Raw genomic sequence first — 16,036 nt, 5'->3', positions numbered from 1 at the left:
TCTCGTCCGGTGAAGCGGTTTCTAAGGGATTGAGCCGACCCTGTCAACACGCTTTGAAATTTTATTCAAAATGGCGGGAAACCGGGGCTGAATCGGTTTTTACCCCACCGGGAAGACCCCTTATGGGGCCCCTTTTAATCATTAAAGAAAATCCATCTTAAGGATTCAGGCGTTTATCGTGAGCTTCTCATAGGTGCGGAACCAGGAGACAAAGCGCTGCACGCCTTCTTCCAGCACGGTTGTAGGGTGCCAGCCGGTTAAAGACTGAATGGCATCAATGGACGCCCACGTCTTCTCCACATCTGCCTGCGGGCGCGGCAACAGGCGCAGGTTTGCTTTCCGGCCCAGTTCCGTTTCCAGCAGAGAGACAAGGTAGCGCACGGATTCCGGCCTGTGGTTGCCGATATTCAGCACCCGCGCCTCCCCTGCGGCTGGCGGTTTTTCAAACACCGCCAGAACGCCTGCCACCACGTCCGCTATATAAGTGAAGTCCCGCGCCAGCCCCTCACCCTCATAGAGCGTGACATCTTCCCCCCGCGCAATGGCACGGGCAAAGCTGTAATAGGCCATATCCGGACGCCCCCACGGCCCATAGACCGTAAAGAAGCGCAGTCCGGTTTGCGGCAGGCCATACAGATGACTGTAAGTGGAAGAGGCCAGCTCTCCAGCCCGTTTGGTCACAGCATAGAAGGAGCCGGGCTCATCCACCCGGTCTGTCTCCTTAAACGGCATACTGGTGTTTCGCCCATAGACGGATGACGACGATGCGTAGACCAGATGGTCCAGCCGCTTCAGTTTGCGGGCAAATTCCAGCACGGCCACATGGCCCAGCACATTACTGTCCGCAAACACATACGGGTCCCGCATGGAATAGCGCACGCCAGCCTGTGCCGCGAAATGGAAGATCCCCCGAATATCGGGCTCCTGCGCGGCCAGGGTATCCAGCGCGTCAGGCTGTGTCAGATCAAGCTGATGAAATACGAATCCCGGCGCCTGCCCAAGCCGCCCGAGACGAGCCTGCTTGAGAGCGGGGCTATAATATGAGTTGAGGTTATCGATGCCGATAACCCGCTCCCCTCTTTCCAGAAGCGCCTGGCTGACATGGTAGCCAACAAACCCGGCTGCTCCGGTTACTAAAAACGTCACGTTACTGCCCCGTTACACCCAAGCTGCCGGGGCTGTGCGCACCCCCCGGACAGAACGCTCTGCGTCAGGATTTTTTCTCCAGAGACGGTGCTTCCACCTTATCGCCCACAGTAATACCCAGTTTGGCGGTCACCCCGCCTGCCAGTTCCAGCGTTGCACCCACCGGACCGTGGCTGCTGATATGGGCCAGACTGCGCGGCACAGCATTTTCCGCAATGGCCTGAATCCGGTGGTCCGTCCCGATAAAGACGATATCCAGCGGGACCAGCGTATTTTCCATCCACATGTCGCTCTGCTGCGGGGTTGCCCACAGGAACAGCATGCCGTTATCCGCAGGCAGAGTGGTGCGGAACATTTCCCCCACCTGCTGCTGGCGCGGCGTTTTGGCCAGTTCTACCGAAAAGACGTGACGACCATTCGCCGAGGCGATTGTGAGGTTTTCTTTCGGCAGCGTTGCCTGAGCCTGGGTCGGCTCCCCCATATCTTCCGCCCTGACCGGACTGGCCCCTAAGAGCACACCCGCTGTCAGGCAGGCGGTCAGAATACCGCAAATACCCTGTTTCACTCACAAACTCCTGTTAGCCAGCACGGAGGAACGGATTGTTCACGCGTTCCTCTCCCAACGAGGTTGAGCCACCGTGCCCGGGCATAATGACGATATCGTCTCCAAGTGGAAGTAATTTCTCCTTTAGGTTGCATATTAAGAGGGAACTATTTCCATAAGGGAAGTCCGTGCGACCAATTGTACCACGAAACAAGGTATCTCCCGCAAAAGCAAAACGGGCTTTTTCATCAACAAACACCACATGGCCGGGGGTGTGACCGGGAATATGGCGGACTAAAAAAGTGCGACCCAGCAGCTCCAGACGGTCTCCGTCCTGCGTGTACTGGTCCACTGTTGCGTTTTCCAGACCGGGCAGGCCGAAATGGCGCGCCTGATCCACAATAGAAGACAACAGGAATTCATCCTGCTTGTCCGGCCCAATGACTGTTGGTGCTTTGCCCTGCTCTTTTGCCAAGGCGCGGCACAGGGGGGCGACACCACCCGCATGATCCAGATGGCCGTGGGTGATGAGAATCGCATCCACCGTCAGCCCCCGCTTGCGGATGACCTCCATCAGGAAGTCCGCATCCCCTCCGGGGTCCACCACCAGCGCGTGGCGGGTATTTTCGTCCCACAACAGAGAACAGTTCTGGCGGAATGGGGTGACAGGCAGAACCTGCAATTGCATGTCGGGATACACTAGATGCAAGACGTCAGGCTCCTTCCTGTAAATATGCGCCTACGCGGGGACCGTGACCGGTTTGCACGCAGCCTCTCCCCTTACTTTAAGATGGTTTTTCCATAAAAAAACTGCCGCATGCAGAGCATGGGCAGTTTTTTCAGACCTTAATCCTGACTTAAGAAATCAGGACGGCAGGACCCAACCCGTTGCCGGGATATCAAAATGCTTGCGCAGATCATGTGCCGGAATGTTGGTGAAGTCCTTATCAAAGGTCTTGATCAGCTTGGCTGCAGCGGGCTTGCTCAGATGCTGGCGGATTTCATGCAGCACCGGGGCCGGAGCGGCCAGCACGAAGCCATCAATTTTTTCACCGCTGTTGACCAGCGCGTTCAGACGGTCAGCCACAACGCGGGCAAAGCCGTCTTTGGCTGCATCTTTCGGCGTGGCACCCGTGGGCATTTTGCCCGGAGTGGCTTCATGCTTTTCGCTGTCGAAGTCCTGCACATCGTGCATTTTGCCTTCGCCATCATGCAGGAAACGGACTTTCCTGCCATCAGCCACAACGTAAATGACGCGTCCGTCTCTTGATTCAATCATGAAATCACTCCTCAGTCTCTTAATAGCACTCATGTTATGACATGGGCGTTCCTCATCTGCCTATCAAGACCCCGCCCCCACGGAAACCTGCCACAAAGACAGGCCTGACCCCACGTTCCTTCCGTGGGCACAGCCTGCAAGGGCTGGTATAGACTGGATTTTATGACTGTCCCTCTTTCCGCCCCCCAGCCACTCACCCCACTGGACCACGCTCTTTTATGGGCACGGGAAGGCCATGCTGTGGCCCTCGCCACCGTGGTGGGCACATGGGGCAGTTCCCCACGCCCGGCAGGCAGCCTGATGGCCATTAGTGACACAGGCCGGGTGGAAGGCTCCGTGAGCGGCGGCTGCGTGGAAACCGACGTAATTACAGCAGCACAGGCCATTATGACCGGGGCACCGCCGGAAGTTCTGTCCTACGGCGTAAGCAGTGACCGCGCGTGGGAGGTCGGGCTGGCCTGTGGCGGTAAGCTGGATGTGCTGGTGGAAGCTGTGCTCTCCCCCGCCTGTCCCTCCGGCACGCTGCCTGAAGCATTGCTGGCCGAAGCCTGTGCCAAACAGACCACCCGAACCGGTGCGCTGCTGACCCGCACGCTGGACGGTGTAAAACATCTTTTAATCTCTGATCTAACCACAGAATCCACGCCCCCCGGCTTTCCGGCGGAGCTGATTCCCGCTGCTCTGGCGTGTCTCAACTCTGGCCGGTGCAGAAATGAGCCGGATGCACAGGGGATGGACTGGTTTTTGCAACCGCTGACCCCGCCGCCGCGCCTGCTGATTGTGGGCGCTGTGCATATTGCCCAGCACCTCGCCCTTATGGCCCGGATGACAGGCTTTTCCCCCGTGGTCATTGACCCGCGCACAGCTCTGGCCACCCCGGAACGCTTCCCCGGCTTTATTCTGGGGGAAACGCTACTGACGGAATGGCCGGATGACGCGTTGGGAGAACTTGGCGTGGACAACATGACCGCCATTGTCACCCTGACGCATGACGCCAAGCTAGATGACCCAACGCTGGAAGTCGCTCTGCGGAGTCCTGCTTTTTATGTTGGAGCACTGGGTTCCCGCACGACACAGGCCAGCCGGGTTGAGCGTTTGCGAGAAATCGGGTTTTCCGAGCAGGAAATCAGCCGAATCCACGGCCCCGTCGGGCTGGCCATCGGCGCGATTGGGGCTGAGGAAATCGCGCTGTCCATTCTGGCCCAGATTGTCGCGGTGCGGCGCAAGGCTGCCCTTGCGAACAATCCGGGGTGGTAACGCCCTCTCCCGCCGCAGCGCTCGCCATTGTTCTGGCGGCGGGGCGCTCCTCCCGCACGGCACCCGATCATAAGCTGCTGGCCCGCGATGCGCAGGGCGTGCCGATGCTGGTGCGTACAACGGCCACAGTTCTGGCCAGTGCAGTGAGCAAGGTGGTGGTGATTCTCCCGCCAGACCGGCCCGACCTCTCTTCTCTTATAAGCAACGCCTTTCCCGATACGCCCCGGCTTGAAACGCGGATTGCGCAGGACGCACAGGATGGGCTCTCTGCCTCCCTGCGAGTCGGGGTGCAGGTCGCGCAGGCGGAGCATGCGCCTGCCCTGCTGGTGTGTCTGGGTGATATGCCGCTGGTTTCCGTCGCGTTGCTGAACGCACTGCTGCGGGACCATGCCCGGTTTAAACCTCCAGCCACAGCGCCAGACCGGGGGGATGGCAAACCCGGCAACCCGGTTGTGTGGGATGCCGCGCAATTTGCTGCCCTTGCCGCCGTGCAGGGCGACCATGGAGGCCGGGCGATTCTGCGCGCTCTTGGCCCTGCCGTGCAGCGCGTTCTGGCCCGCCCCGAGGAGCTTGTGGATTTTGACACCCCGGAACGACTGGCCGCCTATGCACGTTCTGCACAGGCCCCCGGTTGACCACATGGGCCCGTGCCCTGAAAACTGAGGGTCTGCCGGCACGGAGCCGGCCAGCGCATGCGCTGAAAACCTGAAGAGATCCTTATGAGCAAAATTCTGCGCACGAACCCCAGCCCGATTCTCTCTGCGGCGGTTGAGTATCACGGCTTTATTTTCACGCAGGGCGTTGTGGCCCGTAATCTGGATGCCGATGCGGAAGGCCAGACCCGTGACATTCTGGAACAGCTGGACACCCTGCTGGAACAGCATGGCACGGATAACACCCGCCTGCTGCAGGCCCAGATCTGGCTGAAAGACATCAACGACCGTGATGCCCTGAACAAGGTGTGGAGCGCATGGCTGCCGGAAAATGCTGCCCCGGCCCGCGCCTGCGTGCAGGCTGTGATGGCGAACCCGCGCATCCTGGTCGAAATCATGGTTGTGACGACCAAATAAGCCTGCCTTTTCCGGCTCCGTGGGGGACGGCCCGGCGTGGCATCTATGCCACAGCAGGGTCGAATCCATGGGGCTGGAACAGATCAGCAACTTTTCTTCACTCTGCCAGAAAATAAAGCAAATCAGGCAATGTCATGGCAGGGGATAGGATTTTATTCCTATTTTCCCGTTTTTAGACCCATGGATTCAGCAAACCCAACCTCATGCGAATTTGCCCCGCAATGAGCGCTTGCCTGACTTGCGCAGATGTTTATACCTGAAGTCCACATTGACTGAACCGTGATGCAGGGAAGGCACGCTGAAATGCGACAGAGACGGCCCGGAAAACTCAACCTCGCGATGGCCGTTGTTTCTCTTCTGTCGTTATCCGCCTTTATACAGCCTGCCTCTGCAAAGGCTCGTCATACTGTAAGCAACGGGCACCGAAATGGTTCCGTTCATAAAATCACCTTTTCCACTGCATCCTACCACGCGGCAGGCCGTTATGCCGGTGGCCGCTGGCACCCGGCAGCAGGCCGCCAGTTTGTGTCTCACCGCGGGTATGGTGGCGGTCACGTCATTCAGTGTGTTGCTTACGCCAAGTCCGCATCCGAAGTCGTGCTGCATGGCAATGCACGGGACTGGTGGCACAATGCCGCTGGCGTTTATGAACGCGGCAACGCACCGGAAGAAGGCAGCGTGCTGAACTTCCGTGGTATTCGCCGCATGCCGCTGGGCCATGTGGCTGTGGTGCGGAATGTTGTGAACAGCCGCACGATCATCATTGATCAGTCTCACTGGGCGCAGGCTGGCATCAGCCGCAACGTGCCGGTGATTGACGTCTCCCCGAACAATGACTGGTCTGCTGTGCGCGTTGCCCTGAACAACCGCTCCGGCACCTACGGGTCCATCTATCCGACCTACGGCTTTATTTATGCACGCTCCCCCGGTGAGCGCCGCAACAGCAACCCGCGCAACGATGTCATGACGGCATGGGCCAAGAAGACCCAGATGCAGGGCGGCGAAACCCAGCTTGCTCAGGCTCCGGAAAATGCGCACCCCATTACCAGCGGCGCGCAGGACAACTCCATTACGTTTGATGGCCAGCAGTAAGGCCTCTCCTTACCGCGCATCCTCTGAAACCGCCCCGGTTATCCGGCGGCGGTTTTTTTGTGCCTGCATAACACTTGCATAAGCGCACTTTGTACTGATAGGTAAACTCTTAACCAAACGGTACAGAGTCGCACACATGATCAAACCTCCCCTTCCCCCCTTCACCGAAGAGACCGCCCCCCAGAAAGTCCGCGCAGCGGAAGATGCCTGGAACAGTCAGGATCCCGTGCATGTTGCACAGGCCTATACGCCGGACTGTTTCTGGCGCAACCGGACGGACTTCATTCACGGACGCGAGGAGATTATCGCCTTCCTCACCCGCAAATGGCAGCAGGAACAGGACTACCGGCTGGTCAAAGAACTCTGGGGCTTCCGGTTGAACCGCATGGCCGTGCGCTTTTCCTATGAATGGCATGACGGCACAGGCCAGTGGTTCCGCTCCTATGGGAATGAGCTGTGGGAATTTGAGGAGAACGGCCTGATGCGCAGGCGCGTGGCTTCCATCAATGACCTGCCGATCCTTAAGACAGACCGCAAACTGCTCTGGACCGGCACGCGCCGCCCGGATGATTTCCCCTCCCTGACTGAACTGGGCCTTTAAGACCCATGGCGCGCACGGTTACGGAAAAAGCCGATATTCTTCCGCTTCTGGCGGAAGTCTTTCGGGAGCATGGTTATGAAGGAGCAAGCCTCAGCCTGATTTCTCAGGCGACCGGGCTGGGTAAAGGAAGCCTGTATCACTTCTTCCCCAAGGGCAAAGAGGAGATGATGACCGCCGTTCTGGCCAGTATTGACCACTGGTTTGAAACGGAGATTTTTCAGCCTCTGCTCACTTCCGCCGCCCCTGCAGCTGCGATTGAAGCCATGTTTGTGGCCGTGCGCGTCTATTTTGCCTCCGGCCAAAGAGTTTGTCTGGTCGGGCTGCTGGGGCTGAGTGACAGTCGGGACCGGTTTGCCGAGGCCATCCGGGACTACTTTGCCCGCTGGGTGCAGGCCCTGACCACGGCATTGCAGCGCACCCACCAGACGGAACAGGCGGCGCGGGAACAGGCCGAACAGATTGTCGCGGGTATTCAGGGCGCGATTGTGCTGGCCCGTGCGCTTGGGAGGCCGGATGTGTTTGATCGGGTTCTGGATGAGATGAAAGGCAGACAGCCGGGCAAAAGCGGAGGATAATCCCCTGCTCTGTTGCCACGCCTGTTAAGGACACCAATCGCCTTGCTGCTGACTGCCTCTTTGCCGTGCCTGATTGTGATCCTAAACTGGCTCTGGCCGCTCTCTCTGCCTCTGGCGCTCAAAATCCCTCTGGCACTCCTCATGCTGGGGGCATCCCAGTATCTCTACTGGAGCAAGCTTTCCTCCGGCTCCGTGTTTGTGCCGGAATTCCCGCGCCCGCTGATTATCCTGTTCAACTGGGCTTTTGGCGCCATCCTGTTTTTAGCACTTTTGCAAATTGTGCTGGATCTGGGCGCGCTGGTCGACGCCCTAGTGCGCTGGCACTTTGTCGCCATCCCCGATTCCGTGCGCCTTGCCTCAGCGGGTCTGGCTGCCGTGCTGGCAGCTATTGCAGTTGCCGGAGCGATTCGGGTGCCGCCGGTGCGTGATGTCACGGTTACCATTCCCGGCCTGCCGCCTGCTTTTGAAGGCTATCGCCTGCTCCAGCTGACTGATCTGCACATCAGCCGCCTCTTCCCGACGCGCTGGACGCAGGCTGTTGTGGACCGCGCCAATGCTGCCGGAGCCGACCTGATCCTTGTGACCGGGGATTTTATTGATGGCTCCGTGGCCATGCGCCGGGCTGATATTGCCCCGCTGAAAAACCTGCATGCGCCGGACGGTGTATTTGCGATTCCCGGCAACCACGAATATTTTTTCGACTATTCTGAATGGATGCAGCATCTCTCCGGCCTTGGGATGACCATGCTGCTCAATGCCCATACGGTTCTGACCCGCAACGGTACGCATCTGGTGCTTGCCGGTGTGACTGACCTCTCCGCCCGGGCCCATGGGCAGACCGGCCCGGATCTTGAAGCAGCCCTTGTCGGCCGTCCAACCAACGCGCCTGTCGTGCTGATGGATCATCAGCCCCGCACGGCACAAAATTCCGCTGACCGGGGAGTGGCTCTGCAACTGTCAGGCCATACGCATGGCGGCATGCTTCCGGGCCTCGCCCGCATGGTGGCGCGTGGCAATAACGGCTTTGTTTCTGGCCGCTATAACGTGGGCGGCATGACGCTCTATGTCAGCAACGGCACAGGCTTATGGCCCGGCTTTGCCCTGCGCCTTTTCTGCCCACCAGAAATTACGCGTTTCTGCCTGCGGGTAGGGCCAGCGCACTCCTGAAAACCGCTTTTGGTAAAGAAAGGTCTGTGCATAGCCGGGAGTAATGCACGGACTTCAATCTGCGCGAATTTCAGAACTATGCGGAAGACTTACAAAGAAATCTGGCCTTTCACGCAGGTCACAACATCCCCGCCGATCCAGACATCTTTGTCAGAGCGCGTTACGTAAACCTTGCCCGCGCGGCCCAGAACCGTGCCTTGCCTTGCCACATAGGCGGGGGCTGCAATGCCGGTGCTTGTTAACCACTGCGCAATACCGGCGTTCAGGCTGCCGGTAACGGGATCTTCAAATCCGGCAGCCGAGAAGGCGCGCACCTCAAAATCGGCTTCATCCTCCCCGGGTGTGGGGGCAACAACGCCTACCCGGATGCCTGCAATTTCTGCAAAATCAGGTTTTAGGACCAGAACGGCGTTGCGATCTTTCAGGAGCAGCGCCAACCAGCCGGGGCCATTATCAACCCATTCTGCGGCAACAACATCTTTTTCGGAAAGATTGAGGCCTTTTCTGATTTTAGCCAGAAGGTCCGGCTCCACAGCACCTTTCCGCAACAGGTCGGGGGCTGCAAGAGCCAGCCGATTGCCATCCCGACGGATCCTGACCAGCCCTGCCCCACACTCCTGCAGAATATCCCTGCCCTCTGGCAACACTCTGGAAGAAAGCCAGACATGGCAACTTCCAAGAGTCGGATGGCCCGCAAAGGGAAGTTCACTATACGGCGTAAAAATACGGACGCGGTAATCCGCATCGGTCTGGCTGGGGTTCAGGAGAAAGGTCGTCTCGCTCAGGTTGGTCCAGTGCGCAAGTGCCGCCATTTTGGCATCAGGCAGCGTATCCGCGTTTTCAACCACCGCCAGAGGGTTGCCGCGCAACGGAACAGCGGAAAACACATCCACCTGCTGGAAGCCGAAAGTTTGCACGGCCTGCGGAGCCTCGGGGGTCGTCATCATCACGTCTTAAGCCCTCTGTCTGCGAAGCAGCATCAGACAATGATTACGCCCAAAACTCAAAACGAATTCGTTATTATCGGCACGAAATCGCTATTACCCACATGGCATTAGTTCCATTTCTGGCCGCCGTGCTTCACAGCCCTGCATCATCGTAATTTCATGAAAATTTATGATCTGACCATTTTTTTCAGTCTTTCTCTCCCCATCTCCACCGCCATCCCCCTTCAGTTCGGGATTTACAGATCCAGAGGAAAAGAGCGACTGCAATCGCATTGATAAGAGTCACCCCAGACAAGAGCAGAAGCGGTTTGTCTGGCCGCAGAAAGAGCATCCCGAACGTCGTTCCAAGGGTGACGCTCAGAAACACGGCGAGCGCGACCCATCCTTGCCAGACAATGGGAAGCCCTGCCCCGTAACCATACCGTTTGGCAGCAAACCATTTTCCAGAACTGGTAACCTCCTTACGCGGGGGACCTGCCATTACACGTTACCTTATGAAGCCACTCATTTTTCTGATTTTGTCAGAATAGCAGATCATGCATCCGCCCCGAGACACAGATTTGTGACACTTAGTCCTCCGTTTTAGCGCTTACAATGGGAGGGATTTCTTGGTTTATTGAATGTATTTCTTCAGAAATTTATAGAAATAATCTTTAAATGACACAAAGAGAGGTCCGTATGACATCCCTTCATCTGGTTGACGCCGCGCAACGTGACAGAGTGGGGTCCTTTCCGGCGTTCGATCCGGACCATGACGACCTGATGGACTTTCGCCGCATGCTGGCGGAAGGCACGGCCAGCCTCCTGAACTCTGATGCGGTGTCTTATGAGGAACGCAAAATAGCAGGGCCGAAAGACGCTCCTGATGTGCGTGTTCTTCTGTTCCGCCATTCGGAAACTGACCTGCCAGTTCCGGCTATTCTCTATATTCATGGTGGCGGAATGATTGCTGGCACGCCAGAGATGCAGGCCGGAACGCTCAGCCGGCTGGCGCAGGAAACGGGTGCGCTGATTGTCTCTGTGGACTATCGGCTGGCCCCGGAAGTTCCCTTCCCCGGCGGGTTGGAAGACGTCTATGCAGCACTCGTTTGGTTGCATCAGCAGGCCAGCACACTAGGCGTGGACGCCTCCCGCATTATGGTCATGGGGGATAGTGGCGGCGGCTGCCTTGCTGCTGCAACGGCTCTGCTCGCGCGGGACCGTGGGGAAATCCCGCTCTGCGGCCAGTTTTTGATTTACCCCATGCTGGACTTGCGTACTGGCGGACCAGACGCCCCCGCTGATGATCCGACAACCGGAGATTTTGTCTGGACACGCGCGCAAAACCGGCATGCATGGGCTGCTGTGCGCGGAAACCTTGCTAATGATGACCCCATGTTTGGCTATTTATCCCCCGCCTTCATGCAGGATCTTTCCGGCCTGCCGCCCACTATCATCACAACAGGGTCGCTTGATCTTTTCCGGGATGAGGATGTCACGTTTGCGCATCGCCTGTGGCAAGCTGCTGTGCCAACGGACCTCATCGTCTATGCCCGCGCGGTGCATGGTTTCGACATGCTTACTTCCCCGCTGACAGACAGAGCGAAGCGGGACGTGACAGACGGTGTGCGACGGCTGCTGGCGAAAACCTGACACTCTGAGCCTGAGACGCGCGCATAAAAAAGGCGGCACCCCTATGGTGCCGCCTTTTTTAGAGCTGCTTTATGGATCAGGATTTATTCCATCCACTCTGCAATATCGGGGCAGGAGCAGATCAGGTTCTTGTCCCCGTGGACGTTATCAATACGGCCCACCGGCGGCCAGTATTTGGTCGCAGCCTTAACACCCGGCGGGAAGCAGGCATCCTGACGGGCATAGGCATGCGCCCAGGGTTCTGCTGTCACAACGCTGGCCGTGTGCGGCGCGTGACGCAGAGCGGACTCTTCCGCCGCGATCTTGCCGGCTTCAATCGCCCGGACTTCTTCACGGATCGCCAGCATGGCGTCACAGAAGCGGTCCAGTTCGGCTTTGCTTTCAGATTCCGTCGGCTCGATCATGAACGTGCCTGCCACCGGGAAGCTGACCGTGGGGGCATGGAAGCCGTAATCCACCAGACGCTTGGCCATGTCATCCACAGTAACGCCCGCTATATCTTTCAGAGGGCGCAGGTCCAGAATGCACTCATGCGCAACCCGGCCCTTGGCCCCACGATACAGCACCGGATAGGCCTCAACCAGACGGCTGACGATGTAGTTGGCGTTCAGGATAGCAAATTGCGTGGCGCGCTGGAGACCTTCATCCCCCATCAGGCGAATATAGGCCCATGAGATCGGCAGGATAGACGCGGACCCAAACGGAGCCGCACTCACGGCCAGTTCGGTATTCGCGTCCGCCGGGTTGCCGGGCAGGAACGGCGTCAGGTGCGCGCGCACACCAATCGGGCCCATGCCGGGGCCACCGCCGCCATGCGGAATGCAGAAGGTTTTGTGCAGGTTAAAGTGGCTGACATCGCCGCCGTAATCCGCCGGGCGCGCCAGACCGACCTGCGCGTTCATGTTTGCGCCATCCACGTAAACCTGACCACCGGCTTCATGCACCAGATCACAGATTTCGCGCATGCTTTCTTCAAACACGCCGTGTGTGGAAGGATAGGTGATCATCACCGCAGCCAGATCTGCTGCGTGCGCTTTCACCTTGGCCTGCATATCTTCAAGGTCGATATTGCCGCCAGCATCACACTTCACCACAACCACCTTCATGCCCGCCATCTGGGCGGACGCCGGGTTGGTGCCGTGAGCAGATGCCGGAATCAGGCAGACCGTGCGATGCGCATCCCCCTGAGCGCGGTGATAAGCGCTGATGGCCAGCAGACCGGCATATTCACCCTGCGCGCCGGAATTCGGCTGGAAAGACACAGCATCATACCCGCTAATGGCGCACAGCCATTTTTCCAGATCATCAAACAGGGTTTGATACCCCTCCGTCTGGTCTTTGGGTGCAAACGGATGAATGTCACAGAAGCCCGGCCATGTGATGGGGAGCATCTCCACCGTGGCGTTCAGCTTCATGGTGCAGGAGCCGAGTGGGATCATGGTGCGGTCCAGCGCCAGATCCTTATCAGACAGGCGGCGCAGATAGCGCAGCATATCCGTCTCGGAACTGCATGCACTGAAAATCGGCTGCGTTAGGAACGCGCTTTTGCGAACCAGCGCTTCCGGGATCACGCTGCCAGCCGGAGCCAGTGCCGCCATCATCTGGTCAACCCGGCCCTGTTCCGCACAGAAGGCGGACCAGACAGAGGCGACTGTCTGCGCAGAGCTGGTTTCATCCAGACTGATGCCAATCCGGCCATGGCCTGCATCCCGCAGGTTGATGCCAGCAGAGCGGGCACGGGCCAGAATGTCCTGCACGCCTGCACCGGCCTGCACCGTGATGGTATCAAAGAAGGCGTCGGTTTCCACAGTCACACCCAGCGCCCGCAGGCCAGCAGCCAGCGTGGCGGTCAGGCCGTTAATGCGGCGGGCAATGGCGCGCAGACCTTCCGGCCCGTGATAGACCGCATACATCCCGGCAATAACGGCCAGCAGAACCTGTGCGGTGCAGATATTGGAGGTCGCTTTTTCACGCCGGATATGCTGCTCACGCGTCTGGAGCGCCAGACGATAGGCCGGACGGCCCGCGCTATCGACGGACACACCCACCAGACGACCCGGCATGCTGCGCTTCCACGCATCGCGCACCGCCATGTAAGCCGCGTGCGGGCCACCAAAGCCCATGGGAATGCCGAAACGCTGGGTTGAACCAATGGCGATATCCGCCCCTAGTTCCCCCGGAGAGGTCAGCAGGGTCAGCGCCAGCGGGTCAGCCGCCATCACGGCAATGCCGGAGGCCGCATGCAGCGCTTCAATCACACTGCGCGGGTCCGCCACCGTGCCGGACGTGCCGGGATACTGGAACAGCGCACCGAACACCTCCCCGGGCACCAGATCCGTGAGCGGGTTGCCGTAAACCAGCGTAATGCCCATGGGCAGGGCACGGGTTTTCAGAACAGCAATGGTCTGCGGGTGGCAATCTGCATCTACAAAAAAGGCTGTGGCTTTGGATTTTGCAACACGCCGCGCCAGCGCCATGGCTTCCGCCGCTGCCGTGGCTTCATCCAGCAGTGAGGCGTTGGCAATATCCAGACCCGTCAGTTCCGTAATCATAGTCTGGAAGTTCAGCAGTGCTTCCAGACGGCCCTGACTGATTTCCGGCTGATACGGCGTATATGCCGTATACCATGCCGGGTTTTCCAGAATATTCCGCTGGATAACGGCGGGCAGGATGGTGCCGTAATAGCCCTGCCCGATGAGAGACGTCATGACCTGATTCTGCCCGGCCAGTTCCCGCAGGCGGGCCAGAACAGCGCTTTCGCTCCAGCCCGCGCCAATGCCCATGGGCTTTGTGGCGCGGATGGCGGAGGGAATGGTTTCCTCCGTCAGAGCCTCCAGAGAGGCTGCCCCCACGGTTTTGAGCATGACAGCCAGATCAGCCTCTGTGGGGCCAATATGGCGGCCAACGAAGGACCCTGCCTCCGGCTGAAGGCCCGCGAAGGCCGGCAGAGTGTCAACAGAAGGACCAGTCGCGCGGCCCGGACCGGAAGCAATGGAAAACATGCGGGGGTATCCTGAAAAAGCTAAGCAGTAGTAATGACGTTTCCCGAGGCCGCCTTATCAGGCGATAAAGGCGGCGTAGGCGTCTGCATCCATCAGGGACTCCAGCTGGTCCGGGTTGGACAGACGGAATTTGACAATCCAACCTTCCCCTTCCGGGTCGGAGCTGACGCGGGCCGGGTCATCAGACAGCTGCGGGTTGTTGTCCAGCACTTCGCCGTCCACCGGCGCGTAAATGTCAGACGCTGCCTTAACGGATTCCACCACAGCGATGGACTCACCAGCCTGCACCACCGTGCCGGCATCACGGGTTTCAACAAACACCAGCTCACCCAGCTCTTCAGCGGCATGTTTGGTGATGCCAACAATGGCGGTCTCACCCTCTACGCGGAGCCATTCATGTTCTTTGGTGAAATACAGGGTCATTGGGTCAGCACTCCATAAAAACGGATAAATTTAAAAACTTAGGGAAAAACGTTGCCCTTACCGTTTGAAACGGGCGGGAACAAACGGCAGGACGTGAACGGTAGCCGGCACAGCACGGCCACGCAGTTCCGCGACAATCGGCGTCTGCGGGGCTGCGTAATCCGTGGCGACATAGGCCATGGCAACAGGGGCTTCCACCGTGGGGCCAAAGGCGCCGGACGTGACTTTGCCAAGCGGTGTTGCAAATTCAACGTCAGCATAAAGCGGGGCACCGCCACGCACCGGGGCGCGGCCTTCCGGCAGCAGGCCAACGCGACGGCGGGAGACGCCCTCTTCCAGCTGCGCCAGAATCACAACAGCACCGGGGAAGCCCCCTTCCCGCGCGCCACCACGGCGGCGGCTTTTCTGAATGGACCATTCAAGGGCGGCTTCAACCGGGGTCGTCGTTTCATCAATATCGGAGCCATACAGGCACATCCCGGCTTCCAGACGCAGGCTGTCACGCGCGCCAAGGCCGATCAGTTTCACGGCAGGCTGTTCCAGCAGTTTGCGGGCCACGCGGGAGGCATCCATGGCGGGAAGTGAGATTTCAAACCCGTCTTCACCCGTATAGCCGGAGCGGGAGATGGTGCAGAGCGCGCCATCCACATCCACGTCGCGCACATCCATAAACTTCATGTCGCGCACGGCGGGAGCCAGTGCGGCCAGTGCGTCTTCGGCTTCCGGCCCCTGCAGGGCGAGGAGCGCGCGGTCTTCCAGCACTTCCACCAGACAATCGGCCAGCTCATCCTGCAGATGCGCGATATCGGCATCCTTACAGGCGGCGTTGACAACCAGCAGCAGGGAATCCCCCATGCGGGCGACCATCAGGTCATCCAGAATGCCGCCTTTTTCATTGGTGAACTGCGTATAACGCTGCCGCCCGGTTTTAAGGGCGACGATATCGGCGGGCACGAGGCGTTCCAGCGCGTGAGCTGCGGCCTCTCCATCACCCGAGCGGCCGCGCAGACGGACCTGCCCCATGTGGGAGACATCAAACAGGCCGGCATGCTCACGCACATGCCGATGCTCCGCCATAATGCCATCGGCATAATTCAGCGGCATGGCATAGCCGGCAAAGGGCACCATTTTGCCGCCAGCTTCTTCATGCAGAGTAAAGAGGGGAGTGTGAAGGAGAGTATCAGCGCTCATGGCCGCAGCCTTCTGTAAGAGGACCGGGCCGGTTTTCATACGCTGCAAAAAGACCAACGACGCAAGACAACATAAGGGCCCCGGACCAGGATAATCCGTCTGCCCCTTCT

16 protein-coding genes are annotated in these 16,036 nt (G+C 59.0%); 8 read left to right on the top strand and 8 right to left on the bottom strand.

Features of this window, described 5'->3' with window-relative positions; genetic code table 11:
* Positions 1-165 precede the first annotated feature (165 nt).
* The 4 genes from AD928_RS07260 to AD928_RS07245 all read right to left on the bottom strand — a co-directional run bounded on the left by AD928_RS07260 (position 166) and on the right by AD928_RS07245 (position 2,969).
* Positions 166-1,146, bottom strand: a complete 981-nt coding sequence (locus AD928_RS07260; RefSeq protein WP_043549284.1) for an NAD-dependent epimerase/dehydratase family protein — start codon at positions 1,144-1,146, stop codon at positions 166-168.
* 64 nt (positions 1,147-1,210) lie between these two features.
* Positions 1,211-1,699 carry a DUF192 domain-containing protein gene (locus tag AD928_RS07255; protein WP_373320557.1) on the bottom strand — a complete coding sequence of 163 codons (489 nt, stop codon included), beginning with the start codon at positions 1,697-1,699 and terminating at the stop codon, positions 1,211-1,213.
* Between the two features lie 25 nt (positions 1,700-1,724).
* Entirely contained in the window at positions 1,725-2,399 is a 675-nt protein-coding gene (locus AD928_RS07250; RefSeq protein WP_082779800.1) for an MBL fold metallo-hydrolase, read from the bottom strand.
* Positions 2,400-2,555: 156 nt separating this feature from the next.
* Complete coding sequence (locus tag AD928_RS07245; protein ID WP_062249444.1) at positions 2,556-2,969, bottom strand: host attachment protein; 414 nt, start codon at positions 2,967-2,969, stop codon at positions 2,556-2,558.
* Between the two features lie 162 nt (positions 2,970-3,131).
* Between AD928_RS07245 and AD928_RS07240 the strand changes: the two genes are divergently transcribed.
* The 7 genes from AD928_RS07240 (at position 3,132) to AD928_RS07210 (ending at position 8,731) form a co-directional block, all read left to right on the top strand.
* Complete coding sequence (locus AD928_RS07240) at positions 3,132-4,226, top strand: XdhC family protein (RefSeq protein WP_062249452.1); 1,095 nt, start codon at positions 3,132-3,134, stop codon at positions 4,224-4,226.
* Positions 4,220-4,861, top strand: coding sequence for a nucleotidyltransferase family protein (locus AD928_RS07235; RefSeq protein ID WP_062249443.1), 642 nt, complete (start codon positions 4,220-4,222; stop codon positions 4,859-4,861). The genes AD928_RS07240 and AD928_RS07235 overlap by 7 nt, the downstream gene beginning before the upstream one ends.
* An 84-nt stretch (positions 4,862-4,945) precedes the next feature.
* The gene (locus tag AD928_RS07230) at positions 4,946-5,296 is read left to right on the top strand and encodes a RidA family protein (RefSeq protein ID WP_043549291.1); all 351 of its coding nucleotides are present in this window, start codon (positions 4,946-4,948) and stop codon (positions 5,294-5,296) included.
* A 303-nt stretch (positions 5,297-5,599) separates the two neighbouring features.
* Positions 5,600-6,388: a CHAP domain-containing protein gene (locus AD928_RS07225; RefSeq protein ID WP_043549293.1), complete on the top strand. Its 789-nt coding sequence runs from the start codon at positions 5,600-5,602 to the stop codon at positions 6,386-6,388.
* Positions 6,389-6,524: 136 nt separating this feature from the next.
* Positions 6,525-6,989 carry a nuclear transport factor 2 family protein gene (locus tag AD928_RS07220; RefSeq protein WP_062249441.1) on the top strand — a complete coding sequence of 155 codons (465 nt, stop codon included), beginning with the start codon at positions 6,525-6,527 and terminating at the stop codon, positions 6,987-6,989.
* A gap of 5 nt (positions 6,990-6,994) precedes the next feature.
* On the top strand, positions 6,995-7,564 hold the full coding sequence (locus tag AD928_RS07215) for a TetR/AcrR family transcriptional regulator (protein WP_061505680.1): 570 nt from the start codon (positions 6,995-6,997) through the stop codon (positions 7,562-7,564).
* A gap of 42 nt (positions 7,565-7,606) precedes the next feature.
* Positions 7,607-8,731 (top strand): metallophosphoesterase, encoded by a 1,125-nt coding sequence (locus AD928_RS07210; RefSeq protein ID WP_062249439.1) that lies wholly within the window; start codon positions 7,607-7,609, stop codon positions 8,729-8,731.
* Positions 8,732-8,820: 89 nt separating this feature from the next.
* On the opposite strand, the gene AD928_RS07205 is transcribed toward AD928_RS07210, so the two are convergent.
* Positions 8,821-9,675: a PhzF family phenazine biosynthesis protein gene (locus AD928_RS07205; RefSeq protein ID WP_062249451.1), complete on the bottom strand. Its 855-nt coding sequence runs from the start codon at positions 9,673-9,675 to the stop codon at positions 8,821-8,823.
* Between the two features lie 681 nt (positions 9,676-10,356).
* Between AD928_RS07205 and AD928_RS07195 the strand changes: the two genes are divergently transcribed.
* Positions 10,357-11,310, top strand: a complete 954-nt coding sequence (locus AD928_RS07195; protein ID WP_062249435.1) for an alpha/beta hydrolase — start codon at positions 10,357-10,359, stop codon at positions 11,308-11,310.
* An 83-nt stretch (positions 11,311-11,393) separates the two neighbouring features.
* Here the strand turns inward: AD928_RS07195 and gcvP are convergent, their stop codons facing one another.
* The 3 genes from gcvP to gcvT are packed head-to-tail and all read right to left on the bottom strand — an operon-like array spanning position 11,394 to position 15,926.
* Positions 11,394-14,312, bottom strand: a complete 2,919-nt coding sequence (gene gcvP / locus AD928_RS07190) for an aminomethyl-transferring glycine dehydrogenase (RefSeq protein ID WP_082779799.1) — start codon at positions 14,310-14,312, stop codon at positions 11,394-11,396.
* A 57-nt stretch (positions 14,313-14,369) separates the two neighbouring features.
* On the bottom strand, positions 14,370-14,735 hold the full coding sequence (gene gcvH, locus AD928_RS07185) for a glycine cleavage system protein GcvH (RefSeq protein WP_043549298.1): 366 nt from the start codon (positions 14,733-14,735) through the stop codon (positions 14,370-14,372).
* A 57-nt stretch (positions 14,736-14,792) separates the two neighbouring features.
* Complete coding sequence (gene gcvT / locus AD928_RS07180; protein ID WP_062249427.1) at positions 14,793-15,926, bottom strand: glycine cleavage system aminomethyltransferase GcvT; 1,134 nt, start codon at positions 15,924-15,926, stop codon at positions 14,793-14,795.
* Positions 15,927-16,036 lie beyond the last annotated feature (110 nt).

Origin of the sequence: Acetobacter cerevisiae (assembly GCF_001580535.1) — a bacterium.
GTDB lineage: Bacteria > Pseudomonadota > Alphaproteobacteria > Acetobacterales > Acetobacteraceae > Acetobacter > Acetobacter cerevisiae.
This window is presented reverse-complemented; position numbering and strand designations above follow the sequence as displayed.

What these genes read in the sequence shown, in the direction of transcription:
- AD928_RS07205 (WP_062249451.1), bottom strand. Translation starts at nt 9,675, where the DNA reads ATGACGACCCCCGAGGCTCCGCAGGCCGTGCAAACTTTCGGCTTCCAG.
- AD928_RS07195 (WP_062249435.1), top strand. Translation starts at nt 10,357, where the DNA reads ATGACATCCCTTCATCTGGTTGACGCCGCGCAACGTGACAGAGTGGGG.
- AD928_RS07240 (WP_062249452.1), top strand. Translation starts at nt 3,132, where the DNA reads ATGACTGTCCCTCTTTCCGCCCCCCAGCCACTCACCCCACTGGACCAC.
- AD928_RS07230 (WP_043549291.1), top strand. Translation starts at nt 4,946, where the DNA reads ATGAGCAAAATTCTGCGCACGAACCCCAGCCCGATTCTCTCTGCGGCG.
- AD928_RS07220 (WP_062249441.1), top strand. Translation starts at nt 6,525, where the DNA reads ATGATCAAACCTCCCCTTCCCCCCTTCACCGAAGAGACCGCCCCCCAG.
- gcvT (WP_062249427.1), bottom strand. Translation starts at nt 15,926, where the DNA reads ATGAGCGCTGATACTCTCCTTCACACTCCCCTCTTTACTCTGCATGAA.
- AD928_RS07225 (WP_043549293.1), top strand. Translation starts at nt 5,600, where the DNA reads ATGCGACAGAGACGGCCCGGAAAACTCAACCTCGCGATGGCCGTTGTT.
- gcvH (WP_043549298.1), bottom strand. Translation starts at nt 14,735, where the DNA reads ATGACCCTGTATTTCACCAAAGAACATGAATGGCTCCGCGTAGAGGGT.
- gcvP (WP_082779799.1), bottom strand. Translation starts at nt 14,312, where the DNA reads ATGTTTTCCATTGCTTCCGGTCCGGGCCGCGCGACTGGTCCTTCTGTT.
- AD928_RS07245 (WP_062249444.1), bottom strand. Translation starts at nt 2,969, where the DNA reads ATGATTGAATCAAGAGACGGACGCGTCATTTACGTTGTGGCTGATGGC.
- AD928_RS07215 (WP_061505680.1), top strand. Translation starts at nt 6,995, where the DNA reads ATGGCGCGCACGGTTACGGAAAAAGCCGATATTCTTCCGCTTCTGGCG.